22 protein-coding genes are annotated in these 24088 nt (G+C 54.0%); 14 read left to right on the top strand and 8 right to left on the bottom strand.

Annotation, left to right across the window (positions count from 1 at the left end):
- Positions 1-158: 158 nt before the first annotated feature.
- The 13 genes from cysG (at position 159) to rpoS (ending at position 11337) form a co-directional block, all read left to right on the top strand.
- Positions 159-1571: a siroheme synthase CysG gene (cysG, locus tag CG67_RS08900; protein WP_025902600.1), complete on the top strand. Its 1413-nt coding sequence runs from the start codon at positions 159-161 to the stop codon at positions 1569-1571.
- 11 nt (positions 1572-1582) lie between these two features.
- Positions 1583-2491, top strand: coding sequence for a sulfate adenylyltransferase subunit CysD (cysD, locus tag CG67_RS08895; protein ID WP_025902599.1), 909 nt, complete (start codon positions 1583-1585; stop codon positions 2489-2491).
- Positions 2492-2501: 10 nt separating this feature from the next.
- Positions 2502-3932 (top strand): sulfate adenylyltransferase subunit CysN, encoded by a 1431-nt coding sequence (cysN, locus tag CG67_RS08890; protein WP_025902598.1) that lies wholly within the window; start codon positions 2502-2504, stop codon positions 3930-3932.
- A complete protein-coding gene (cysC, locus tag CG67_RS08885; RefSeq protein ID WP_025902597.1) occupies positions 3932-4537 on the top strand; it encodes an adenylyl-sulfate kinase in 606 nt (201 codons plus the stop codon). The genes cysN and cysC overlap by 1 nt, the downstream gene beginning before the upstream one ends.
- A gap of 47 nt (positions 4538-4584) precedes the next feature.
- Positions 4585-4908, top strand: a complete 324-nt coding sequence (locus CG67_RS08880; protein ID WP_025902596.1) for a DUF3561 family protein — start codon at positions 4585-4587, stop codon at positions 4906-4908.
- Positions 4909-5067: 159 nt separating this feature from the next.
- Positions 5068-5385, top strand: coding sequence for a cell division protein FtsB (ftsB, locus tag CG67_RS08875; RefSeq protein WP_025902595.1), 318 nt, complete (start codon positions 5068-5070; stop codon positions 5383-5385).
- Between the two features lie 11 nt (positions 5386-5396).
- Positions 5397-6113, top strand: coding sequence for a 2-C-methyl-D-erythritol 4-phosphate cytidylyltransferase (ispD, locus tag CG67_RS08870; protein ID WP_025902594.1), 717 nt, complete (start codon positions 5397-5399; stop codon positions 6111-6113).
- Positions 6113-6592 (top strand): 2-C-methyl-D-erythritol 2,4-cyclodiphosphate synthase, encoded by a 480-nt coding sequence (gene ispF, locus CG67_RS08865; protein ID WP_025902593.1) that lies wholly within the window; start codon positions 6113-6115, stop codon positions 6590-6592. Before ispD ends, ispF begins: the two co-directional genes overlap by 1 nt.
- Positions 6589-7638, top strand: coding sequence for a tRNA pseudouridine(13) synthase TruD (truD, locus tag CG67_RS08860; RefSeq protein ID WP_025902592.1), 1050 nt, complete (start codon positions 6589-6591; stop codon positions 7636-7638). The genes ispF and truD overlap by 4 nt, the downstream gene beginning before the upstream one ends.
- A complete protein-coding gene (gene surE, locus CG67_RS08855; RefSeq protein ID WP_025902591.1) occupies positions 7619-8380 on the top strand; it encodes a 5'/3'-nucleotidase SurE in 762 nt (253 codons plus the stop codon). Before truD ends, surE begins: the two co-directional genes overlap by 20 nt.
- A complete protein-coding gene (locus CG67_RS08850) occupies positions 8374-9000 on the top strand; it encodes a protein-L-isoaspartate(D-aspartate) O-methyltransferase (protein WP_025902590.1) in 627 nt (208 codons plus the stop codon). Before surE ends, CG67_RS08850 begins: the two co-directional genes overlap by 7 nt.
- A 159-nt stretch (positions 9001-9159) precedes the next feature.
- Entirely contained in the window at positions 9160-10299 is a 1140-nt protein-coding gene (gene nlpD / locus CG67_RS08845; protein WP_025902589.1) for a murein hydrolase activator NlpD, read from the top strand.
- A 48-nt stretch (positions 10300-10347) separates the two neighbouring features.
- Positions 10348-11337 (top strand): RNA polymerase sigma factor RpoS, encoded by a 990-nt coding sequence (gene rpoS, locus CG67_RS08840; protein WP_025902588.1) that lies wholly within the window; start codon positions 10348-10350, stop codon positions 11335-11337.
- Between the two features lie 90 nt (positions 11338-11427).
- Here rpoS and mutS read toward each other — a convergent pair whose 3' ends face one another.
- Entirely contained in the window at positions 11428-13989 is a 2562-nt protein-coding gene (gene mutS, locus CG67_RS08835) for a DNA mismatch repair protein MutS (RefSeq protein ID WP_025902587.1), read from the bottom strand.
- A 746-nt stretch (positions 13990-14735) separates the two neighbouring features.
- On the opposite strand from mutS, the gene CG67_RS08825 reads away from it, so the two are divergent.
- Positions 14736-15146, top strand: a complete 411-nt coding sequence (locus CG67_RS08825; protein ID WP_025902585.1) for a putative T6SS immunity periplasmic lipoprotein — start codon at positions 14736-14738, stop codon at positions 15144-15146.
- A gap of 293 nt (positions 15147-15439) precedes the next feature.
- On the opposite strand, the gene CG67_RS08820 is transcribed toward CG67_RS08825, so the two are convergent.
- From CG67_RS08820 to tssF, 7 genes are read right to left on the bottom strand one after another with little or no spacing between them, the layout of a single operon-like run.
- Positions 15440-15940, bottom strand: a complete 501-nt coding sequence (locus CG67_RS08820) for a DcrB-related protein (protein WP_025902584.1) — start codon at positions 15938-15940, stop codon at positions 15440-15442.
- Entirely contained in the window at positions 15933-17687 is a 1755-nt protein-coding gene (locus tag CG67_RS08815) for an OmpA family protein (RefSeq protein WP_025902583.1), read from the bottom strand. The genes CG67_RS08820 and CG67_RS08815 overlap by 8 nt, the downstream gene beginning before the upstream one ends.
- Positions 17684-19015, bottom strand: a complete 1332-nt coding sequence (locus CG67_RS08810; protein ID WP_025902582.1) for a GlcNAc-transferase family protein — start codon at positions 19013-19015, stop codon at positions 17684-17686. The genes CG67_RS08815 and CG67_RS08810 overlap by 4 nt, the downstream gene beginning before the upstream one ends.
- A 24-nt stretch (positions 19016-19039) precedes the next feature.
- The gene (locus tag CG67_RS08805) at positions 19040-20035 is read right to left on the bottom strand and encodes a fimbrial protein (RefSeq protein ID WP_025902581.1); all 996 of its coding nucleotides are present in this window, start codon (positions 20033-20035) and stop codon (positions 19040-19042) included.
- Positions 20036-20046: 11 nt separating this feature from the next.
- The gene (locus CG67_RS08800; protein WP_025902580.1) at positions 20047-21084 is read right to left on the bottom strand and encodes an ImpA family type VI secretion system protein; all 1038 of its coding nucleotides are present in this window, start codon (positions 21082-21084) and stop codon (positions 20047-20049) included.
- Entirely contained in the window at positions 21069-22118 is a 1050-nt protein-coding gene (gene tssG / locus CG67_RS08795) for a type VI secretion system baseplate subunit TssG (RefSeq protein ID WP_025902579.1), read from the bottom strand. Before tssG ends, CG67_RS08800 begins: the two co-directional genes overlap by 16 nt.
- Positions 22115-23992, bottom strand: coding sequence for a type VI secretion system baseplate subunit TssF (tssF, locus tag CG67_RS08790; RefSeq protein WP_025902578.1), 1878 nt, complete (start codon positions 23990-23992; stop codon positions 22115-22117). Before tssF ends, tssG begins: the two co-directional genes overlap by 4 nt.
- Positions 23993-24088 lie beyond the last annotated feature (96 nt).

Below are 24088 nucleotides of genomic sequence, written 5' to 3'. Positions count from 1 at the left end.
GAATACCGTGCTATCACGGGGGATAAGATGACTTATTCAGAATACGCATAAGCTTTGCATATTCCATTAAGTTACAGCTCATTCCAAATCGACATTTCAAACCGGCCCTGTCAGTCGTATAGTCATTATTATTCTAAGTTAATAACAACCAGGTGACCGTGGATTACCTTCCCCTATTTGCAGAGCTCCGGAACCGGCCCGTTTTAGTGGTGGGCGGCGGAGATATTGCTGCACGAAAAATTAGTTTACTGCATCGCGCCGGCGCGAAGGTCTATGTGGTCGCGCGGAAGCTTTGTGAAGAGCTGGCAACTCTGCACCAGCAGCAGCAATTGATCTGGCTGGCGACAGAATTTGAAGAGTCGCAGCTGGATGCGGTGTTTCTGGTGATTGCGGCAACAAATGATAATGCGCTGAATCAGCGGGTGTATAACGCGGCGGAACAACGGCAGAAGCTGGTCAACGTGGTAGATGATCAGGCGCGTTGCAGTTTTATCTTTCCCTCGATTGTGGACCGCTCACCGCTGGTGGTGGCGATCTCTTCCGGGGGAAAAGCACCGGTACTGGCCAGATTCTGGCGCGAAAAGCTGGAGTCTCTGCTGCCGGCCAGTCTCGGAGAGGTGGCCAGGATTGCCGGCGAATGGCGTGACCGGGTGAAGCAACATTTGCCGGATGTCACCCAGCGTCGCTATTACTGGGAACGCCTGTTCGGCGGCCGTTTTACGGCACTGGTCGCGGCTGGCCGTCAGCAGGAAGCCGAAAAAATAGCAGAGCAGGAACTGCATCAGCACAGCACCCCGAAAGGGGAAATTTATCTGGTGGGGGCCGGTCCGGGAGACCCGGGGCTGCTGACCCTGCGCGGATTACAGGTTCTGCAACTGGCCGATGTCGTGCTGTATGACTATCTGGTCAGTGACGAGATTCTGGACTTAACCCGACGGGATGCTGAGCGTATTTGTGTCGGTAAGCGGGCAGGTGCGCACCTGGTTATCCAGGAAGAGACCAACCGTTTACTGGTCCGCCTGGCGCAGGAAGGTAAGCGGGTGGTTCGTCTGAAAGGCGGTGACCCGTTTATTTTTGGTCGTGGTGGCGAAGAATTGCAGGTCGCAGCGGAGGCCGGTATCCCTTTCCAGGTGATCCCGGGGATCACGGCCGCCTCCGGAGCCACGGCGTATGCGGGGATCCCGCTGACACACCGTGACCACTCGCAGAGTGTGCTTTTTATTACCGGACATTGCCAGCCAGGCAGCGAGCTTGACTGGCCTTCTCTGGCCCGTGCGCGCCAGACGCTGGCTATCTATATGGGCGCGATGAATGCAGAAACCATCAGCCGCGAGCTTATTGCCCACGGGCGGGAACCACACACGCCGGTGGCGATTATCAGCCGCGGCACCCGTGCGGATCAGCAGGTGAGTAAAGGTACCCTGGCCGGACTGGGCGAACTTGCACAGCAGGCACCGTCTCCGGCGTTACTGGTTATTGGTGAGGTGGTTCTTTTACAGGATCAGCTTGCCTGGTTTCAAACTTCATCATCGCAGGTCGACGACGACCCGCGGCTGAACCCTTCTGTTTGAGGAAAAGTTGTATGGATCAGAAACGATTGACTCATCTGCGTCAGCTTGAGGCAGAGAGTATTCATATCATCCGTGAGGTGGCTGCTGAGTTCAGCAACCCGGTGATGATGTACTCCATTGGTAAAGATTCCTCAGTGATGTTGCATCTGGCCCGTAAGGCCTTCTATCCGGGGACATTGCCTTTCCCGTTGCTGCATGTGGATACCGGCTGGAAATTCCGGGAAATGTACGAGTTCCGTGACCGCACAGTTAAAGCGATCGGTGCTGAGTTACTGGTTCACCGTAACCCGGAAGGGGTAGCGATGGGGATTAACCCGTTCGTTCACGGCAGTGCTAAGCACACGGACATCATGAAGACCGAAGGCCTGAAACAGGCGCTGAATAAGTACGGTTTTGATGCAGCGTTCGGTGGCGCACGCCGTGACGAAGAGAAATCCCGTGCCAAAGAACGTATCTATTCTTTCCGTGACCGCTTTCACCGCTGGGACCCGAAAAACCAGCGTCCGGAGCTGTGGCATAACTACAACGGGCAGATTAACAAAGGTGAAAGTATCCGTGTGTTCCCGCTGTCTAACTGGACGGAACTGGATATCTGGCAATACATCTTCCTTGAAAATATCGAAATCGTACCGCTTTACCTGGCCGCTGAACGTCCGGTACTGGAGCGTGACGGTATGCTGATGATGATTGATGATGACCGTATCGATCTCAAACCCGGAGAGGAGATTAAAAACCGCATGGTGCGTTTCCGTACTCTCGGGTGCTGGCCACTGACCGGGGCCGTCGAATCGCAGGCGGAAACACTGCCGGAGATTATTGAGGAAATGCTGGTTTCCACGACCAGTGAACGCCAGGGCCGTGTGATTGACCGTGATCAGTCCGGGTCTATGGAGCTCAAAAAACGCCAGGGATATTTCTGAGGAAACTGCCATGAATGAAGTATTAGCACAGGAAATTGCGGCTCAGGGCGGAGTGGAAGCCTGGCTGACCGCACAACAACATAAAAGTCTGCTCCGGTTTCTGACCTGCGGCAGCGTCGATGACGGCAAGAGTACGCTGATCGGCCGGTTACTGCATGATACCCGCCAGATTTATGAAGATCAGCTCTCATCACTGCAAAATGACAGCAAACGTCACGGAACCCAGGGTGAAAAGCTGGATCTGGCATTGCTGGTGGACGGGCTGCAGGCAGAACGTGAGCAGGGCATTACCATTGATGTGGCTTACCGCTATTTTTCTACCGAAAAACGTAAGTTTATTATTGCGGATACCCCGGGCCATGAGCAATACACCCGGAATATGGCGACCGGAGCCTCGACCTGTGACCTCTCAATTTTGCTGATTGATGCCCGTAAAGGGGTACTGGATCAGACCCGCCGTCACAGCTATATCTCAACCCTGCTGGGGATCAAACACCTGGTGGTGGCGGTGAATAAGATGGACCTGGTGGATTTCAGTGAGCAGGTCTTTAATGATATCCGTCAGGATTACCTGGATTTTGCAAGCCAGCTGCCGGATGACCTGGATATCCGTTTTGTGCCCCTTTCCGCACTGACCGGAGATAATGTTGCCAGCAGCAGTGAGCATATGCCGTGGTACACCGGGCCTTCTCTGTTACAGATTCTGGAAACGGTAGAAATTGTTCCGCCGACCGTTGAGCAACCCATGCGTTTCCCGGTGCAGTATGTGAACCGCCCGAATCTGGATTTCCGCGGGTATGCCGGCACACTGGCCTCAGGCACCGTCCGTACCGGACAGGCCGTCAAGGTTCTGCCTTCCGGGGTCCGTTCCACCATCGCGCGGATTGTCACCTTTGATGGCGACCTGCAGGAAGCCTCCGTCGGGGAAGCCATTACGCTGGTACTGAGGGACGAAGTGGATATCAGCCGGGGTGATTTGCTGGTCGATGCAGAGGAAACCCTGAAGCCGGTCCAATCTGCCGAAGCGGATGTGGTCTGGATGGCGGAAGCCCCGCTGACGGCCGGAAAAACCTATGGTATCAAAGTCGCCGGTAAGCAGGCCCGGGCCACCGTTGACCATATTGTTCATCAGGTCAATATTAACACCCTGGAGACGGCGGCGGTTGACGAATTACCCCTGAACGGTATCGGTAAAGTTGTCCTGACCTTTGATGAGCCACTGGTGATTGACCCTTATACTGACAACCCGGTCACTGGCGGACTGATTTTTATCGATCGTCTCAGCAATGTGACTGTCGGTGCCGGGATGATCTCTGCCTTGCGTGATGAGGCTGAAGATACCACGGGCCATCAGTACAGCGAATTTGAACGTGAGCTGAATGCACTGGTTCGTAAGCATTTCCCTCACTGGGGTGCCCGTGATCTCTCCGGAGGCCGTTAATGGCTGAGCATGATGAAAATGTGGTCTGGCATCCGCACAGTATTACCCGGGAAGATCGCCGGCAGCGACAGGGGCATCGTGGTGCTGTTGTCTGGTTTACCGGGCTTTCAGGGTCGGGAAAGTCGACCCTGGCGGATGCGGTCGAACAGCGATTATTTCAGCAGGGGGTCAATACCTTCCTGCTGGATGGCGATAATGTCCGCCACGGATTATGTCGCGATCTGGGGTTCAGCGATGCCGACCGCAAAGAAAATATTCGCCGGGTCGGTGAGGTAGCAAAACTGATGGCAGATGCCGGTTTACTGGTGCTGACGGCCTTTATTTCCCCGCATCGTAGTGAGCGACAGATGGTCAGGGAATTGCTGCCGGCGGAACAGTTTATTGAGGTCTTTGTGGATACCCCGCTGCAGGTCTGTGAAGCGCGTGATCCGAAAGGGCTGTACCGTAAAGCCCGTGCCGGAGAACTGACCAATTTCACCGGTATTGATGCGGTTTATGAGGCTCCTGAGCAGCCAGAACTGCATCTTGATGGCGAACAATTCGTTACAAAACTGAGTGACGAAATCATCGATCTGTTACGCAGGAAAGATATTATCGATCTTTGAGATTACAGGGCGAATTTCTGCCCCTGTAACGTAATCACAGGATCGATATGCTGAACGTCACTTCATTGCTTGCCAGACAATCAATTCCGCCGGAAGAGGGCAGCGGTGCCTCTCTTTCCGGCGGGGTTATTGGTTTTTTTGCGTATTTATTTGCGCTGGCAACGCCATTTTTCTACTTTGGTGCCAGCGTATTGTTCTTCTTTATGTATACCTGGCCGTTCTTTCTGGCATTACTGCCGGTGTCCGTCATTGTGGGGATTGCGTTTTCTATCTGGCTTAACCGCCGTTTGTTCCTGACCCTGCTATTTACGCTTCTGATTGTGATTTCTTTTTTCTGGGTGTTATTTTCCTTCCTTGCCGGCTGGAATTAGGGCCTGTCCTGAGGATCTTTTCTGAAAAACAGCCATGTTATTACGGTCGGTACCGCATTTTTATTACAGAATTTTCATGAAAAATACGACATTTTGGTTGCCACAGTGGAGTCCTGCCGAAAGTTATGGGATGATTGAGCGGTTTTTCAGGGGGCGGGGATGGGAAAACTGACAATATTGTTACTGATTTTACTTGGCTGGCTGCAATACTCGCTGTGGCTGGGTAAAAACGGTATTCATGATTACACTACGGTTAATCAGGAAGTCGTGGCTCAGCAGGCAATCAATGCCAAACTTAAAACGCGAAATGATCAGTTGTTCGCGGAGATAGACGATCTGAACGAAGGTTCGGAAGCTATCGAAGAACGGGCACGTAATGAACTGGGTATGATTCGTCCCGGTGAAACTTTCTATCGTCTGGTAACAGAGCAAAATAAACGCACTACACAATCTGTGGTGTCAAACCAACAACGATAAAAACGACAACAATGACTAGCACCGTATCCTTTCCGGATGTGATTGCTGTAGTTCCGGCGGCCGGTATCGGCAGCCGGATGCAGTCCGATCGTCCGAAACAGTACATGACTCTCGGTCAGCGTACTCTGCTCGAATACAGTATCACTTCTTTATTTACTCACCCTGCTGTCAGTAACGTCGTGGTAGTTCTGCATCCCGACGATGACCAGTTTCATCGATTACCGCTGGCATCTGACCCGCGCATTATGACTGTCACCGGGGGAAGCTCGCGGGCAGATTCGGTCTATGCCGGACTGCAGGCGGCAGGCGGGGCAGAATGGGTACTGGTGCATGATGCTGCGCGTCCCTGCCTGCATCCGGATGACCTGCACCGTTTACTGGCGCTGAGGGCAGTCAGTGAGGTCGGGGGCATTCTGGCCTCACCGGTCTCTGACACGATGAAACGTGCCATCCCGGGGGGCTGCGATATTGAACATACGGTCGACCGCGAGGCGCTCTGGCATGCGCTGACCCCCCAGTTATTTCCGTTAGCACTCTTAAAGCAGTGCCTGCGTCAGGCGATGAATGACGGAGCCACCATCACAGATGAAGCTTCGGCACTGGAGTATTGCGGGTACCATCCCCGGCTTATCCAGGGGCGCAGTGATAATATCAAAGTGACCCGTCCTGAAGATTTGGCGCTGGCAGATTTCTTTTTAACCCGCAGGCAGAAAGAGGAGAACGCATGATGCGTATCGGCCATGGTTTTGATGTTCACGCCTTTGGCGGAGAAGGCCCGCTGGTCATTGGCGGTGTCAGAATTCCTTTTGAGCAAGGGTTTATTGCCCATTCCGACGGCGATGTTGCCTTACATGCCCTGACGGATGCTTTATTAGGTGCAGTCGCGATGGGAGACATCGGTAAATTGTTCCCGGACACGGACCCGGCGTTTAAAGGCGCCGACAGCCGCGGGCTGTTGCGTGAAGCCTGGTCCCGCATTCGCCAGAAAGGGTATGACATCGGGAATGTCGACATCACGTTGATTGCACAGGCACCTAAGATGCTGCCCCATATCGCTCAGATGCGTATTAACATTGCTGAAGACCTTGGCTGCCATATGGACCAGGTCAATGTGAAAGCCACGACGACAGAAAAGCTGGGCTTTACCGGCCGCGGTGAAGGCATTGCCTGTGAAGCGGTGGCACTTCTGACGGCGGCAGCCCGATGAAAATGAGTGAACTGCTGTATCTGCACGGTAAGCCTACGGTTTCCGGCGTCATGCGTGCCACGGCCGATGATTTCCGGGTGACAGAAGACCTTGGATATCAGCCGGATGGCGAAGGGGAACAGCTGCTGGTGCGTTTGCGTAAAACCGGATGCAACACGCGGTTTGTGGCCGATGCTCTGGCCCGTTATCTGAAAATACCGGCCCGTGAAGTCAGTTTTGCCGGCATGAAAGACCGCCATGCGGTGACCGAGCAGACATTCTGCTTACGGCTGCCGGGTAAAGAAATGCCCGATATGGGTGGCTTTGCTTTGGAAGGCTGTGAAATTTTACATGTTTCGCGGCATAAACGAAAAATCCGTACCGGGGCACTGGCCGGCAACGCTTTTAGCCTGATCCTGCGTAACATCAGTGATCGTGATGCGGCCGAACAGCGACTCGCCCTGATTGCTGAAGCCGGGGCGGTTAACTACTTCGGTGAGCAGCGATTCGGTCGTGATGGTCATAACCTGACCATGGTAACCCAGTGGGCCTGTGGTGAAATCACGGTCCGTGATCGGAATAAGCGCAGTTTACTGCTCTCGGTAGCGCGAAGTGCTATGTTTAATCAGGTGACCAGCGCACGGCTGGCGGCGCAGGGTGATCTGCAGACACTGATGCGGGGCGATTGTGTGCAGCTTACCGGTCGCGGTAGCTGGTTTGTCGTGAAAGACGATGAACTGGAGGACGTGCGGGGGCGTGTGCAGCGTCATGAACTTCGCCTGACCGCACCGCTGGCCGGTCGTGGTGAGGCCGGCCCGCAGGAAGAGGCAAAGTTGTTTGAACAGCAGATCCTGGACCAGAATCCGGAACTCTGTACTTTGTTGTGCAAAGAAAAAACCGATGCGGCCCGCAGAGCAATGCTGGTGGTCCCGAAAAATATGCACTGGCAGTGGCTGGATGATGCCACGCTGAAACTGGATTTCTGGCTTCCGGCCGGCAGTTTCGCGACCAGTGTTGTCCGTGAACTGTTATTCCAGGGAGGTGTGTTTGAGGATATTGCTGAGTAATGATGATGGTGTTTTCGCACCGGGCATCCAGGTACTGGCCAGTGCATTACGTTCAATGGCTGATGTACAAGTGGTCGCTCCGGATCGTAACCGGAGCGGGGCCTCAAATGCCCTGACGCTGGAATCACCGCTGCGCACGTTTACCCACAGTAACGGTGATATTGCCGTATTGATGGGCACACCGACCGATTGTGTTTTTCTGGGCGTTAACACCCTGATGCACCCGAAGCCGGATATTGTCGTTTCCGGCATCAACGCCGGCCCGAATCTGGGGGACGACGTGATTTACTCCGGAACGGTTGCCGCGGCGATGGAAGGTCGCCATCTGGGGCTGCCGGCGCTGGCTATCTCCTTACACGGGCAACGTCATTATGAAACGGCTGCCGCCGCCACCTGCGCTATCCTGCAGGCGTTGCAGCGTGTGCCATTACGGACCGGACGGGTACTGAATATCAATGTGCCGGATGTGCCGTTGTCAGAAATTAAAGGCTACCGGGTGACCCGTTGCGGACGCCGGCATCCTGCCGACCAGGTGATCACCCAACAGGATCCTCGTGGTGAGACAATTTACTGGATAGGTCCGCTGGGAGGCACGCTGGATGCCGGTCCCGGTACCGACTTTGCGGCGGTTGAACAGGGGTATATCTCAATTACCGCTCTGGACGCCGATCTGACCGCTCATCCTGCTCAGGAAACGCTGGCAGACTGGCTGGAGCATGCAGAGGTCGCGCTGCCATGCTGAACAAACGCATTGAAATGTTACTGGCGCAACTGCGCCGACAGGGGATCGGTGATGAACATATTTTACGTGCCATCGCCGATGTCCCTCGTGAGCATTTCATTGATGAAGCGTTTGAACACAAGGCATGGGATAATAATGCGTTACCGATTGGCTACGGGCAGACTATCTCCCAGCCTTACATGGTGGCCCGGATGACTGAGCTGCTCGGGGTGACACCGCATTCCAGGGTGCTGGAAATCGGTACCGGCTCCGGTTATCAGACCGCCATCCTGGCTCACCTTGTTGATCATGTTTATTCTGTAGAACGGATTAAGGGGCTACAGTGGCAGGCGAAACGGCGACTGAAGCTGCTGGATTTGCATAATATCTCTACCCGCCATGGCGATGGCTGGCTGGGCTGGCCTTCCCGGGGGCCATTTGATGCTATTATAGTCACCGCGGCACCCCCGGAAATCCCAGCGGCTTTATGCGGTCAGCTGAGTGAACAGGGAGTGATGGTATTGCCGGTAGGCGATGAACATCAGGTATTACGACGTATACAACGTTCAGGTGATGATTATATTGATGATGTGATCGAGCCTGTGCGTTTTGTCCCTCTTATCCAGGGGGACTTAGCCTGACAGGCTGGTGAATTAAACGAAAACAGGTCGCGCAGCGTGTCGCTGACAGGACAGTCAGCGTCACCCGCCTTTATAGTGACCCTTGCCGGGACGCACAGATCTTAACGGCTTGCAGCCGGCAGGGTGTCATATCTCTTCCTTTTGTTATCCGGGGGAACGATGAGCACGGGAAGCACAACTTTTCAATTATTTCCATTACGCCGACTGGCGTTTTTAACCTTTGCGGCAGTCGCACTGGCGGGATGTAGCTCTGATGATAATACTCAAGCTCCTATCTCTGCCATCAACGGCAGTGCCGGCGGTCACACCAGTGATGCACCGGCCTCTTACGGACGTGTTCCGACAGCGCCGGTCATTAACGGAACCGTTCCCTCCGGCCCGGGTAGCAGCATGACCTACCGTCCGGTACAGCGTACGGCTGAACCGGTTCAGGCACCGGTACGTACAGAAAACGGACATATTGTTTATGATCGTACGTATGGGAACATTCCGAAAGGCAGTTACAACGGACCGACCTATACCGTAAGACGCGGTGATACCTTGTTCTATATTGCCTGGATCACCGGTAACGATTTCCGTGATTTGGCGCAGCGTAATAATGTTGCCGCCCCTTACTCTCTCCATGTAGGACAGGTGCTGCAGGTAGGTAACAGTTCCGGGCAGCCAATCACCGGTGGTAATGCAATTTCAATCGCTGATTCCTCTCAACCTTCCACAAATCCATCGGCTATTCCTTCTGTAAGGCCGGTTGCGCAGCAACCAGTTATTACGTATTCTGATGATTCGGGTGACGAAACAAACAGCACCGTTAATAGTGGCAGTAAGCTATTACCGTCGAGATCACCGGTTGTGGGCAGTGCTTCAGCACCTATCTCGGCACCGGTCAATCCACCGACGGCAAGCAGTACTTCAGTCAGCTCCGCGCCTATCACTACCTGGCGCTGGCCGACAGAAGGAAAAATTATTGATAGCTTCTCAGCCTCCGAAGGCGGCAATAAAGGGATCGATATTGCCGGCTCCCGGGGACAACCAGTGGTTGCTACTGCTGCGGGTCGTGTGGTTTATGCCGGTAATGCGCTCAGGGGATATGGAAACCTGATCATCATTAAACACAATGACGATTACCTGAGTGCGTATGCGCATAACGACACGATGCTGGTCCGCGAACAACAGGAAGTCAGCGCAGGACAAAAAATTGCAACGATGGGGAGCACAGGAACAAGCTCAGTCAGACTGCATTTTGAAATTCGTTACAAGGGGAAATCCGTCAATCCGTTGCGCTATTTGCCGCAACGATAACAGGCAGGGCTGAGATGGCTCTGTCCGGGATAAGGGGAGGAGCCATTGATGAACCGAAATACACTTAAAGTTAGTGAGTTACAGGAAGATGCGTTTGATGACAATGGCAACGAAGCCTTTGATGAGAATGCATTAGTAGCAAATGACTCTAAAGATGATGACGTAACAGAAGATGATCCGCTGACTCAGGCGACGTCTCAGCGTGTTCTGGATGCCACTCAACTCTACCTTGGGGAAATTGGATTTTCTCCGTTACTGACCGCCGAAGAAGAAGTTTTCTTTGCCCGTCGGGCTTTACGCGGTGACGTGGCAGCACGTCGCCGTATGATCGAAAGTAACCTGCGTCTGGTAGTGAAAATATCGCGGCGTTACAACAATCGTGGTCTGGCACTGCTTGACCTGATTGAAGAAGGGAATCTCGGCCTGATCCGCGCGGTTGAGAAATTTGATCCTGAACGTGGATTCCGTTTCTCAACTTATGCGACCTGGTGGATCCGCCAGACGATTGAGCGTGCAATTATGAATCAGACACGGACTATCCGTCTGCCTATTCATATTGTGAAAGAGCTTAATGTCTATCTGCGGACCGCCAGAGAACTGGCTCATGTCCTTGACCATGAGCCAAGTGCAGAAGAAATTGCCGGAGAACTGGATAAACCGGTTGAAGATGTCAGCAGGATGCTGAAACTTAACGAACGTATAACGTCTGTTGATACCCCGTTAGGGGGAGAGTCGGATAAGGCGCTGCTTGATATTTTGTCTGACGATAATGACAGCGGTCCTGAAGATCGTACCCAGAACAATGATATGAAACAGAGCATTGTTAAATGGCTGTACGAGCTGAATCCAAAACAACGTGAAGTTCTGGCCCGCCGCTTTGGGCTGCTGGGCTATGAAGCCGCGACTCTGGAAGATGTCGGGCAGGAAATTTCTCTGACCCGTGAACGTGTCCGCCAGATTCAGGTGGAAGGTTTACGTCGGTTACGGGAAATCTTACAGGGACAGGGTCTTAGCATTGAAGCGTTGTTTCGCGAGTAACAGGACGTTTTCGCGTAACGGACCATTTTCAGGGATGAACTGAGAGCAGCCTGTCACGACAGGCTGCTTTCTTTATGCTTTTTTCCGGGGTCAGACCAGGTCTTTTAACCGGTACAACCATTCCAGTGCCTGACGCGGTGACATAGTGTCAGGATCCAACGCTTCCAGGGCTTCAACTGCCGGCGAAACCTCGGCTTCCAGCAGTGGCAACTGTGGCCCCCCGCTACGGGACGGTGTATCTTTTGCTGAAATCATCTCCAGTTCACGCAGCTTCTGGCGTGCACGTTTAATGACTTCTTTCGGGACACCTGCCAGTGCCGCGACGGCCAGCCCGTAACTTTTACTGGCCGGGCCTTCCTGAACACTGTGCATAAAGGCAATAGTCTCGCCATGCTCCATCGCATTCAGGTGAACATTGACCACCCCTTCCAATGTTTCCGGTAAGGCGGTAAGTTCAAAGTAATGGGTTGCGAACAAGGTCAGGGCCTTAATGCGGTTCGCCAGGTTCTCGGCACAGGCCCATGCCAGTGATAATCCGTCATAGGTTGAGGTACCGCGGCCAATCTCGTCCATCAGTACCAGGCTGTTTGCGGTGGCATTGTGCAGGATATTGGCCGTTTCGGTCATCTCTACCATAAAGGTGGAACGTCCGGAAGCCAGGTCATCGGCGGCACCGACCCGGGTAAAAATACGATCTATCGGGCCCAGAGTCACTGCTTCTGCCGGCACGTAACTGCCGGTCCAGGCTAACAGAGCAATCAGCGCCGTCTGGCGCATATAGGTACTTTTACCCCCCATATTTGGCCCGGTGACAATCAGCATCCGCCGCTGTGGCGAGAGCGCTAACGGGTTAGCGATAAAGGGGTCTTTCAGCACCTGTTCAACGACCGGATGACGTCCTTCCCGGATATTGATCCCGGCAGCGTCCTGTAAAACCGGACAGCAATAATTAAGTGTCATTGCGCGTTCTGACAGGTTTGTTAATACATCAAGTTCTGATAATGCACTGGCACTTTGCTGCAACGGTTCAAGGAAAGGCAATAACTGATCAAAGAGTGCGTCATACAGCGCTTTTTCCAGCGACAAGGCTTTGCCTTTCGAGGTCAGGACCTTATCTTCATACTCTTTCAGCTCAGGAATAATGTAACGCTCGGCATTTTTCAGCGTCTGGCGGCGCACGTAATGCATCGGTACCAGATGGCTCTGACCCCGGCTGACCTGAATATAGTAGCCGTGCACCGCGTTAAACCCGACTTTCAGGGTATCCAGCCCCAGTGACTCTCTCTCCCGGATTTCGAGTTTATCCAGATAATCGGTCGCACCGTCAGCCAGCGCCCGCCATTCGTCCAGTTCTTCATTGTATCCCGGTGCGATAACGCCGCCGTCTCTCACCAGCACCGGCGGGGTTTCGATAATGGCACGCTCAAGTAATTCCCGCAGATCGGTAAACAAACCGCTTTGTTGAGCCAGTGTTTTCAGACGCGGGCTGGAAGCTTCGGCTAAAACTTCCTGCAATTCCGGTAACTGACGGAATGCGTGGCGCATTCTGGCGAGGTCACGCGGTCTGGCGGTCCGCAGTGCCAGACGAGCCAGAATACGCTCCAGGTCGCCCACCTGGTGTAACAGCGGTTGCAACTGCTCATTCAGGTCCTGAAGCTCGGCAATGCAGCTCTGGCGCTCCCGGATCACCCCGGCATCACGCAGGGGCATATGCAGCCAGCGTTTCAGCATCCTGCTTCCCATCGGGGTGACCGTTTTATCGATCACTGCCGCCAGGGTATTATCGGTGCCCCCTGCCATATTCAGGGTAATTTCAAGATTACGCCGTGTCGCGGCATCCATAATAATGGTGTCCTGCTGGCGTATCATACTCAGCGAGCGGATGTGCGGCAGGGCGGAGCGCTGAGTGTCACGGGCATACTGTAACAAACAGCCTGCGGCAGGCAGGGCCAGCAGCGCCTGTTCAACACCGAACCCGCGCAGATCGCGGGTCCCGAATTGCATATTCAGCTGCTGGCGTGCGGTACTGAGTTCAAATTCCCAGATCGGGCGGCGGCGCAAACCGCGGCGGCCATCAATTAATGCCATCGCAGCAAAGTCTTCCGGATAGAGCAGCTCGGACGGATGGGTCCGCTGCAGCTCAGCCGCCAGCGCTTCCGCGTTTTCCGGCTCGCTCAGCAGAAAGCGTCCGGAGCTGATATCCAGCGTCGCATACCCGAACCCCGTACCTTTCGGGCTTTCATACACGGCAGCCAGCAGATTATCCTGACGCTCATTCAGCAGGGCTTCATCACTGATCGTCCCGGGAGTGACAATACGGACCACTTTACGTTCGACCGGGCCCTTACTCAGTGCAGGGTCGCCCACCTGTTCACAGAGAGCGACGGACTCCCCCATCTGAACCAGTTTTGCCAGATAACCTTCCACCGCATGATAAGGCACGCCCGCCATCGGGATAGGTTGCCCGGCGGAGGCCCCGCGTTTGGTCAGAGAGATATCCAGTAATTGCGAGGCTTTCCGTGCATCATCAAAGAACAGCTCGTAAAAATCGCCCATCCGGTAGAACAGCAGAATGTCCGGATGCTCCGCTTTCAGACGCAGGTACTGCTGCATCATCGGGGTATGAGAGTCTAAATTTTCGATTGTACTCATAGTGTTGAGATGTCCATTATCATAAAAATTAGAGAGTTAAGTGATTTTATGATTATCATTTTTACTCACGTTGTCTCATGGGATCTCATGAAATCCTGGCGTTAACGGCAGGCTGACGAGTAGCTTGCCAGACGGCAGAGGGAAAAAATGCAGCTTCAGGCGCCACAACCCACATTTTCTTTCACGAGTACGTGGTGAGTATGATAACGGAGTCTGTCAGGCAGGAAAACACGCGGGAAAGCGACTTTTTTCGGCGGCGTCCGAAAGAATGACATTTGGCGATAGCGATGCAGCGGATTCCGGAGAAAATCGGTGCATCAGCTCCCTGCGGCGGTTTAACCCGGAGTAAGGTTTTTCTGCCGCGACACGAGACGCCTGACGGAAAACCAGCCCGGGTTCAAAGGGGCACTTTCTGCGGACTTCTTTCGCCGCAGTACCTCCGGCAACCATCGGTTTCTTTCGCAAACGACTTAACCTTTTGTCATTTACGTGAAAAGGCTCACATACGTACTATATCTTATTGCACGCAGTACGATCTGTGTCGTACCGTATTGATACAGAGGATCTTCCCGCTTACCATGTCCGGGAATCAGATTATTTCTGGATATTATTGCTTTAAATATTATAGGAGCATTCGTCTGAAATATGAAACTGGTCGTCAGGCAGGTTTTAATGATTTTTAAGGTAATAATACTCTTTCGCTATATAACAACCTATTCCTGGCATCAATGTGATAAAAGTGCGATATGATGAAATTCATAATCCTGTTTATTTCTATTGTTTTTTTAACATCCTGCCACATAAATGATCCTCGCCCGGAAAATCATCGGGCTAAGGTCAGTGTAGCCGGTGGCAGGGTTTGTATTACTGCACCGGGGGCTCAGGGCGAAAGGATCACCTCATTAAGTATTAATGAGATCGGGAATAGTGGAAATATGATTGCCAGAACATTCACTATTGATAATGCACCCGTGTTATTTTCAGATAAATGCATTTCAGATGCCGGCTTTACTTTTGCCCCCGGTAAATCATATATATTCTCTGTTAATGCAATACGGATAAAAGAAAATCACACTATCGAAAATGGCAATAGTTATAGTGTGACTTTTTCCGTGTGGAAAGATAACGGAAAATTAAAAGTAAAAGATATTAACTAACCCGCCGGGAAATTATGCCTGATTTCCGGCGGTCAGGGGAGCGCGTCTGTCACCCGACCTATGGCGAAGCTTGATCAGGTCATCCCGTATCCGTAGAGGGAAACACATCTTTCCGAAATTACCTCATCGGGTGAAGAAGCCCGGGATGAATTCCGCAACAACCCGGGACCGGGGAACGGGCACCCCGGGAGGCGTTAACCGCGAAAAAACTGGCGCGGAGCCTGTCGCCAGTGAAATACTAACCAGGCTGACATAAAGCATAACGGGCCTCCGATACGGGGAGGCCCTCTGGCTTACTCCACCGTGCCGCTCATCGACAGCGGTGTTTCTGCGGCAGTAAAACTGTTCATGATCCTGACGTAGTGCTTACGCTGGCTGTCAGTAAACTCTCCCGTCGTGGCAAGGGTAAAAATAAGAAGATTATTCTGCGAAGGATTGAGTGAACCCTCATAAGGCAGGCGGATCACTGACAGGATCTGTTTCGTCCATTCACCATTATTCAGAAACCGGTTGGCGGCCTGTAATACAGGAAGCTTTGACGGCCCGAGCTCATGACTGAGGATCTCGCCTTCCGGCGTGTAGCCGGGCGTAAATTGCCGCATCCGTTGCTGCTGCATCTCATAGAAATCTTCCATGGTCTGGTCGGCTGCCAGCTGAGCGCGGTTGATGATCACTTCGTAGGCTCTGTTCTCTTCATCGGTATACTTCAGGATATTCACTGAGTAATCCGCGTCCGGGAGCAGTGTCAGAAATGTGCCTTCCGGCAACGGGTAAGTCACGGGTTTGTTAGTCATAGTCTTTATTTACCTGGAATAAATGAGGGTAGAGGGGAATGATTTCGATGCGCCGGTTACCGGCCCGTCCCTGCTGACTGTCATTGGTGGTTATCGGACGGGTTTCACCGGCACCATCAACAATAAAATGGCTGGACGGAAATTCACTGTTCGCTACCAGCCAGTCGCGGACGGACTCTGCCCGGCGTAAGGAGAGGTAACGGTTTCCCGCGGCTGTACCGGTATTATCGGTGTAACCCACGATCAGAACCGGATACTGTGACGTACGGCGCAGCGCCGGTAACAGCGCTGCCAGCGTCTGATAACGTGTGCCGGTGATCGTGCTGCTGCCGGGATCGAACCATCCGGTGCCGTCGTCAGGCAGCGACAGCGGTGCGATGACCGCCGAAGGCATTAATGGTGGCCCGGTGAGTGGTGGCCGGGAACCGGAAAGCAACAGGGCTGCACTCAGTGACAGACATAACAGCAGTCCCGGAACGACGAACCGCTGTCGTTTGCGAGGGCTGACCGATGCTGTGAATGGCTCACCCGGTGGTTCGGAGGCAACCGGTAAAAGAGGCGGCAGCGGCAGGCAAGGTGCCGACTGCGACAGGGCCGGATACAGTAAATAGCGTTCAGCCAGCCAGTGTGACCAGCCGCCGTGGCGGGGAAAGCCCTGACGGATATCAGCCAGCAGTAACTCCGTTAACTGCAGCGGAGTATCGGTGAATAACCCGCCCAGGGCAGAGTTCAGTTCACCCCCTGCCAGCCATTCTGACAACGGTTTTGCGGCGCAGGCACGCGCGGTGGCATAACTGTCGCCGCAGCGCGCCGCATTCTGCAGTTGCTGATGCAGCCGTGTCAGCCACTGAGAAAATGAATCTGAGCCGGTACCGGGAGGCGTCCGGACCCAGGCTGCATCCCGGGGGGCTCCGGGCGGATGCCGGTGGCTCAGCCGGGCATACACTATCAGCTGGCAGCGGACCCGCGGAAGTTTTACGGCGCTGAGCAGACTGTGCCGCCAGTGTACGAAGGCGGCAGCCAGCAGAGCGTCACTCGCGAAAGTGTCTCCCGTCAGAGGGATCAGGCACTGAATAGCGACCTGCGGGTGTTTTTCAGAAAAATAACGGATACGTTCCATTAATACCTGTGGATCGGTCACGACGACCCGGTGGCAGGACAGATCGCGACTGCCTGTTGTATCGTACTGGCTGAATCCCTGTGCGGCACAAGGGCCGGTGATCAGGCAGATCTGCGGCTTCCCGGCCTCCGGCGAGTCCCCGGGCGTACGGGCGACAGGCTGAGGTGTCATTCCCGGTAACGAAAAATAGCGTTTCCGGTATTCGGCAAGAAAAGCGTCAGTCACCGCTCTGTCGTCGTTTTCCGTGACTGACAGCAGACAGAGCAGGCGATAGCCGTAGCGAAACAGCGTGTTATCACCGCACACCAGCAAGGCCTGCAGGACCACAGAAATGTCTGCCCGCGAGTCTGTACCGGCAGGAGCCTGCGGTTCGCCTCCGGAGCGCGTCTTTCTGACCGAACAGTGTTGCTGGTGCTGCTGAAGCTGCAGGTCAAGGAAGTAACGCAGCAGGCAGCAAAGTGAGTGGCTTTGTTCTGCGTCGTGATGTTCTTCCGTCAGGCTCTGACTGAACGCCGTTATACGGCTTGCCAGTCGTTGCCGGAGGGCTGAAAGCGAGGGAATGACCGCCCCGGCACCGATCAATATGCCGTAAGCCGCCAGCTCATCAAAACAGGTTTCGTGAGTCACCAGGGGGTCTCCGTCAGTTCACCCCAGCCGACCCCGGACTGCCAGCCACAGGTCCGTATCCGGTGCGGGTAACAACAGGGGAGGGTGGAAAAGCGGATCGACAGTGAGACCGCGGATTGTTCGTCCTGAGATGTCAGGCTGGCAGGAGGCTGGCGGCAGGTGAACAGCAACCGGTTATCCCTGTCATAAACACTCAGCCGGATAAATTCATAGCCGGCCCCGGGACCGGCGATTTCGGCGGGGGAAAGCGTTATTGTTCTGTGATGCCACAGAGTAAATGCCTCCAGCCATTCGGTATCACTGGCGGGCGGGACAGCAAAAAAAGCCTGTTTTTCATCACCGCTAACGGCAGGCTGAACCGCCCTCAGGCGTAAATGCAAACCGGTCTGATATTCAAACTGTCTGAGCGTTCTCTGATCACCCTGGCCGTAAGGGGGGGCTATCTCCTGTGCGTCATTGTTTAGCCCGAGGAGGGTTGCGAGTCGTTGCTTTGATACCCGGTCCCGCTCCCACCATGCCCGGCTAACCGCTCCCTGTTTCCTGGCGTCATCGTTATGATCCTGCCAGATCTTCGAACATTCTGCGCGCTTGTAGTAATGCCACAGCAGGGGGATATGGGGATGATAGACATCATAGCCCTGAGTAAATGCCCTCACCGACATACCGATCTCTTCCCCGGCAAAGAAGATCTGCGGGTCATTCGGGACATCCCGCACAAAGCGGCCCGGGGCAAAAATAAAGCCCCCGGCCAGATAACTGCCCCGCACAGGACGGGAGGCAGTCAGGACATGGCTTCCCACCATCGGTATGCCTTCCCGGGTAAATTCCCTGAAAATCATCCGGCTCACCGATGTCTGTTTACTTTTTTGTTCATCATCACCCGGCTGATAGCCGGGCGGGTAGGCAGAAAGTACCGGTAACGCACTGATCTTCTTAAGCGACTCCAGTAAAGAGATCATCTGCTGATCCCATCCTTCAATAAACCGGCAATGGGAATCGATCTGCAGGAAGTAAGGTTCATCCTGATAGCAGGTTTCTGACAGATGACGAGCCCAGCAGGCACCTTCACTGGTCAGATAATGGCGGTAAATTACGGTGACAGAAGCGCCGTTATAGCAAAAAAAACGGGTATCCTGAGTCTCTGACTGACGGGATACCGTCAAACCGGCATCGCTGAATACCGAAAAATCTCCCTCGTCCTGCCAGCACACCGCAATGTGCAAGTGTTGCGGTGATGAAGCATTAGCTGTCATATCTTTCAGTGTCGGGATCAGTTCCGGGTCACGGTAGCTGGCGATACTGACAAAAATATCTGGCTGGGGTGGCATATGTTTCTCCCGGAGTATCATCAGTCAGGTGATATCAAAGATAATCTCAGCTTTGGCCGAAAATGCCCCGGCCGAAGGCTGAAGCCAGCCTGCGGCAGAAAGTTCTGCCGTCCAGTGAAATTCCGCACTGTTCTGACTGAGCGTACTGGTGATTTGTTCTCCGTCTTTACCGTTCACTTTCAGTGCCCGGTTCTGGCTGTCTTTGATAGTGATCCTCAGACGGCCACTGCTTCCTCCTGCATCCTTCACCATAATACTGGCGGCATCATAAGACGGGGTATCGGTGGTGATGTAAGCCGTGGCAGAGTAGTTGCCATAGTCCGTTTTACAGTTGATAGCAAAATCCAGTTTTTCTGACACGCCGGACTCAAGCATTTTGGCGGTGACCTTGCCGAAATTTACCGTTTTCGCACTGTCAGCCGTGCAGACCGGAGTGCTGATAATTTTAATTTCGCTGAGGGCCAGCTTACTCAGATAGTTATTCGGATCATTACTGACAATCAGATAAAAATAGCCAATCGGCCCGGGAGGCATAATGAGGTCACCGGCCGGGTTATTAAGTTGGAGGGTGTCAGCCACTTTATAAAACTCCACCTTATAGCCGGAAACATCGGGGAAACGGAAGTAAACATACCCGGACTCATCCACTTTTGGCATATAAACCGTGGTGGGAAATCCGCCCCATTCGGGCAGGCCATTGGTCCAGAGCGGCTTAATGACAATGCCGGGAATATTGGTTTTGAAGGTCTTGTTCTGTGCGTTGTAAGATTCCAGTCCGATCACTCTGCGACCGACTTCGGTGCCGACCGGACAGTAAGTATAGAAAATATTATGACCTAACCGCGGGGTCTCAAAGGAGGCTATCGGAGTGGTGCTGTCAGCCGGGGCATCGGCCGCAATCGTAATCACCTGGTCCGGCACAGTTAATATTGCCGGGTAGCCACTTTGCCAGTCACAAAGGGCCCGGGCGCTTCCTGCGCCTAAAAACAGGGGCATCAGTAGTAGGGTTCGCCATCTCATATCTCTCGTCCTTAATTATCTTTCAGTAATAAGAGGATTTCCGGTGGATACATCGCCACCAGTTCAGCAAAATTTCGGCCAATACTCCGTTCTGCATAGGCCAGTAAAGGGATGACCGGGCTGCCGGGCTCCGCGTCTCTGAGCCAGAGACGCACCTCCTCCAGTCTGGCGCAGGCGCTCTGCCGGTCACTGATAAACGGTAGCGCAGGCACCAGGAGGGGAGCGGAGGACGGCTCTGCATTACCGGGAAGGTTTGTTGCTGCAGGAACATCCGTCGGCGGGCATTCAGCCACCGGCTGAACGGATGCGCGCAGAGGGGGGGCGGGGCTGAACAGCTTCAGCAGAGAAAGCAACCCGGTAAGATCAGGAGCTTCCTCGCCCAGATCCTCCCGTATCAGTGAAATCAGCTGTTCTGCAGTCTGATAAGCCTTTGATAAGTCGATATATGTTGTATCTTCGCTGCAGGCCCATTGCTGGCGCAGAAGGGGGATCCGCTGCGCTAGCAGGGCTGCATCGGCAGGCTGATATCGGCAGGCTTTTTCGACGTCGCGAACACTTATCTGCCCCTCCGCCGTTTTCGGTAAGCGTAACTGCCGGATATCGGCCAGTATTCCGTGACTGTCATTCAGTTCGCCAAACGCATTGGCTCTGAGTTGCGGGGTGAACTCTTCTTCATCAAAAAGCTGCGGATGCAGGGGTTCCGGCCATTTTTTTAACAGGGTCAGTAACAGAGAAAGGCCGTTTTCCAGAGCCGCAGCCCCGGTCAGTCGGATCCTGCAGCGCATTAATATAATGAATAACCGGATATCTTTACTCCGGCACAATAGCCGGCGGGCCGAAGCCGCCGTTTCTGCCCAGTTAACTGACACTGCCGGCTCGTAAAAATCACCATACTGGGCATCGGCTTTGGGCTGCAGGCCTGCCAGTAACAGTAAAAATTGCGGGTCGTCATCAATACTTATTCCGCATGGGGCATCGGCACTGATTTCTGTCAGTAGTGACGCATCATCATTTTCAGGCGCAGTGTCCTGAACTATTGTCTGTTGCATGAATTTCCTGCCTCTGAGTATCCTGCGAAATTCTCCGGTTCGAAACACATCCCGGCCAGTGGTTGTGTTGTGTTTTCTCTTTCCAGCCAGACGGCATGCCCTAACTGATGACGGCCATTCAGCTGTGCCAGCGGGATCTGATCGGCCGCCAGTACGAGCTGCACATCCCAGCTGTATTCCACCCCGATAAAACATCTCACCCATTCACGTAATACAGGCATATCCTCCCCTCCGGGGATAAAAGAGAGATACTGTTGCAGGGTAAGCGGACCCACGATGAGTCTGAATTTATGCTGGCGGTCATGCACCGTATCACCGAGGATTGCGCCTTCCCCTAACCGGCTGGCCCCGTTTTTTACCCCGAGACGGCTTTGATCTTCCCGGGCTAACTCAATCCATTGCAGAACAAACTCCTGAAGACGGAAGGGCAAATCGAAATAATGTTGCAGGCTGCCTGTCAGGCCATCGGGGGAGCGGGCCTCCCTGGCCAGATGCGGGGCGGAAGCCAGTTGAGCATGGCGCGGTAACGGGGATGAATGGTCTGCCGTGGGTGCAAATCCCGTCAGGCAGCCCACATAAAAAGAAAAACGTTCATTGTGCGGGTCATCCAGGGTTGCCGTGTCCTGACACAAAAACCATGCACGGTAAAACAGTGACAAGGCCCGGTGGTGAAAGATATCCGCGAAATCACTCAGGCCGTAATCCTGGCGGGTCGTACAGAAATAGGCCTGTTCAGACAGGTGTAGCGGAAAGACGCTGTTCGGTCCCCAGATCCCCGGCCAGAACAGACGTATTTTCAGGATCCCGTCGTCGTCATTCAGGCTGGCAATTTCCCGCGGCGGAAAGATCATGCCAGGCTGCTGCCCGAGGCGGACCGGCTCCTGGCCCGGCAGCCGCGCGGTACCTGGTGCCGGAGAGTGAGGGTGGCGGGCGGCAACCGCCCTCATCAGACTGAAAAAACCACTTTCCCAGGGCGCTGAGCATTCGTACCACGGGGCTGTATTTCCTGTCGCAGGCGGAGAGTGCCGGGTCATAAGATCCCCCGCCGGCCCGGGCGTGCCGGCCAGTCGGCGACCCGTCCGCGCTGAACCGAATACAGTTCGGTTTCGGTGAAAATATTGATCGCCGCATGACGGGACAGATAATTTTCCATAATCAGTCCGAATAAATAAGGACTGAGGCCGGAAAAACCCGTCTCATCGACGGTCAGGCGACAACGGATCCCGCGGCCGTAAATCAGCAGGCCTTCCCCGCCCAGTCGTCGGATCACCGGTTCGGTCGTACATCCGACCAGGCTTTCTATCTGTGTGACGGTCTCCGGGTCTGAACGGGTAGTAAATAATTGCAAAATATCACGCAGAAAACCGGCACCGCCGGCCTCCGGCATTTCACCGACCGGCAGATAATTCAGGCTGAGCTGGGAAATCAGACGCCAGGCGGCCTCACCGACAGCAAAAGATCCTCTCGGGGCCGACGGGGTACTGACGAACTCAGCCTGGCTTACCGGCACATCTTCCGGCAGGGTCAGCCGGAAGCGTGCATGCTCTGCCAGTGTGCAGGGCAGATGACGGTTAGTCACCAGCGCATCTACCCGCAGGTAACGCAGAGTATCGCTGTAAGGGGCTTCATGTTGATCCACCAGCGAAATATAAGTCTCCGTCCCCGGATAAGCACGTTGTGTCAGATAGCTGCTATCGTCCGGTTGTACCTGGCGAACTTCCCGCTGCAGAGAGAAGTAGCGTCCGTAATTCCCCTGGTCCACATGGCGGGTGTGATACAAAGGGTTAAAGACAACCTCGTCACTGTTGTCTGCCTGTAGCCCGGTCACGTGACTGACAGAAAAAATTTCATAATCCAGGGGATGACAACGATCGACCACGGCATGAAACTGATTCAGCGAGCGGTTGAGGGTGATCCTGTCCAGACGCTTCGGAAACAGGTTGATCACCGGGGTACAAAATAATAAGAAACGGGCAGCATTGACATGGGCAATCAGCTCCTGCGGTAGCCGGTCCAGCAAAATAATAATTTCGGCTTCCCGGGTGTGATTGCTTTTCAGACCCGCGGCAAGCCGGGTCAGAGTAAAGAAATAGAAACGCTGGCGGCAGCAGACGTACTCCTGTAACAGGGTATGCCCATGAAACATGTTCCAGCTGGCCGGCAGCAGTCCCTGATGAGGTTCCAGGCCTTCCGGAACCAGTGGCGGCTCTGTAATGAGGGTGGCAGGGGTATCTGCATGCGGAGAAGGCATAATCACTGCCTGATGATGACAGTGCAGCAATTCAAACAGATGTGACACGATAGTTTCATCGCCGGAGATATAGACAGGTAGTCTGTCCAGTCCCTCCAGCTCCGAAAATGTGGCATCTCCGGTCAGCTTCAGCCGTAAACGTAGGGCACCTTTACACTGGCTAATATCACAATCTTCCTCTGCCACCCCGGGAAGATCCGGCGGTATCGAGGTCAGACTGGCGTCGGCTATTTCCAGCGGCCAGAGCGTCACCGGCTGGCTGTTACGAAACTCGCACCGGGTCTGACTTTCCGGCAGGCGCTGGCTGATAAACGCACTGTCGCGGTCGAGAGTATAGCCGCGGGTTAAATCACCGGTGTCGGGGTCCGGATACAGGCGAACGACCCCCATCGAAGGCGTCGGTGAAGTGTAATTCGGTGACAGTGTGTCCAGTAATCGTTGAGTGAACCGGGGAAATTCGGCATCCAGTTTGATACGGGTTCTGGCGGATAAAAAGCAAAACGCTTCTATCAGCCTTTCCACATAAGGATCGGCAACTTCTATCCCCTGCATCCCCAGTCTGGCAGCAATCGCCGGATGCTTTTGCGCAAACTCACAGGCCATTTCGCGGATAAATGTCAGCTCACGGTTATAATAATCCAGAAAATTATTTTCCACGTTTTTCTCTGATTAATGACGTTTATTTTTAATGAGGGTGGTGCGGAGCTAACCCGCAGGTGATGGCACTCAGTCGAAACGGATAAATACATTACA

The sequence above is a fragment of the Tatumella sp. UCD-D_suzukii genome, from assembly GCF_000611875.2.
In the GTDB taxonomy this organism is placed as follows: domain Bacteria; phylum Pseudomonadota; class Gammaproteobacteria; order Enterobacterales; family Enterobacteriaceae; genus Tatumella; species Tatumella ptyseos.
Note: the sequence above shows the minus strand (reverse complement) of the source record. Positions and strands in the feature narration are given on the sequence as shown.

What these genes read in the sequence shown, in the direction of transcription:
- mutS (WP_025902587.1), bottom strand. Translation starts at nt 13,989, where the DNA reads ATGAGTACAATCGAAAATTTAGACTCTCATACCCCGATGATGCAGCAG.
- nlpD (WP_025902589.1), top strand. Translation starts at nt 9,160, where the DNA reads ATGAGCACGGGAAGCACAACTTTTCAATTATTTCCATTACGCCGACTG.
- ispF (WP_025902593.1), top strand. Translation starts at nt 6,113, where the DNA reads ATGCGTATCGGCCATGGTTTTGATGTTCACGCCTTTGGCGGAGAAGGC.
- CG67_RS08850 (WP_025902590.1), top strand. Translation starts at nt 8,374, where the DNA reads ATGCTGAACAAACGCATTGAAATGTTACTGGCGCAACTGCGCCGACAG.
- CG67_RS08880 (WP_025902596.1), top strand. Translation starts at nt 4,585, where the DNA reads ATGCTGAACGTCACTTCATTGCTTGCCAGACAATCAATTCCGCCGGAA.
- CG67_RS08800 (WP_025902580.1), bottom strand. Translation starts at nt 21,084, where the DNA reads ATGCAACAGACAATAGTTCAGGACACTGCGCCTGAAAATGATGATGCG.
- CG67_RS08825 (WP_025902585.1), top strand. Translation starts at nt 14,736, where the DNA reads ATGATGAAATTCATAATCCTGTTTATTTCTATTGTTTTTTTAACATCC.
- CG67_RS08805 (WP_025902581.1), bottom strand. Translation starts at nt 20,035, where the DNA reads ATGAGATGGCGAACCCTACTACTGATGCCCCTGTTTTTAGGCGCAGGA.
- rpoS (WP_025902588.1), top strand. Translation starts at nt 10,348, where the DNA reads ATGAACCGAAATACACTTAAAGTTAGTGAGTTACAGGAAGATGCGTTT.
- truD (WP_025902592.1), top strand. Translation starts at nt 6,589, where the DNA reads ATGAAAATGAGTGAACTGCTGTATCTGCACGGTAAGCCTACGGTTTCC.
- cysC (WP_025902597.1), top strand. Translation starts at nt 3,932, where the DNA reads ATGGCTGAGCATGATGAAAATGTGGTCTGGCATCCGCACAGTATTACC.
- tssG (WP_025902579.1), bottom strand. Translation starts at nt 22,118, where the DNA reads ATGACCCGGCACTCTCCGCCTGCGACAGGAAATACAGCCCCGTGGTAC.
- cysN (WP_025902598.1), top strand. Translation starts at nt 2,502, where the DNA reads ATGAATGAAGTATTAGCACAGGAAATTGCGGCTCAGGGCGGAGTGGAA.
- ispD (WP_025902594.1), top strand. Translation starts at nt 5,397, where the DNA reads ATGACTAGCACCGTATCCTTTCCGGATGTGATTGCTGTAGTTCCGGCG.
- ftsB (WP_025902595.1), top strand. Translation starts at nt 5,068, where the DNA reads ATGGGAAAACTGACAATATTGTTACTGATTTTACTTGGCTGGCTGCAA.
- cysD (WP_025902599.1), top strand. Translation starts at nt 1,583, where the DNA reads ATGGATCAGAAACGATTGACTCATCTGCGTCAGCTTGAGGCAGAGAGT.
- CG67_RS08810 (WP_025902582.1), bottom strand. Translation starts at nt 19,015, where the DNA reads ATGCCACCCCAGCCAGATATTTTTGTCAGTATCGCCAGCTACCGTGAC.
- CG67_RS08820 (WP_025902584.1), bottom strand. Translation starts at nt 15,940, where the DNA reads ATGACTAACAAACCCGTGACTTACCCGTTGCCGGAAGGCACATTTCTG.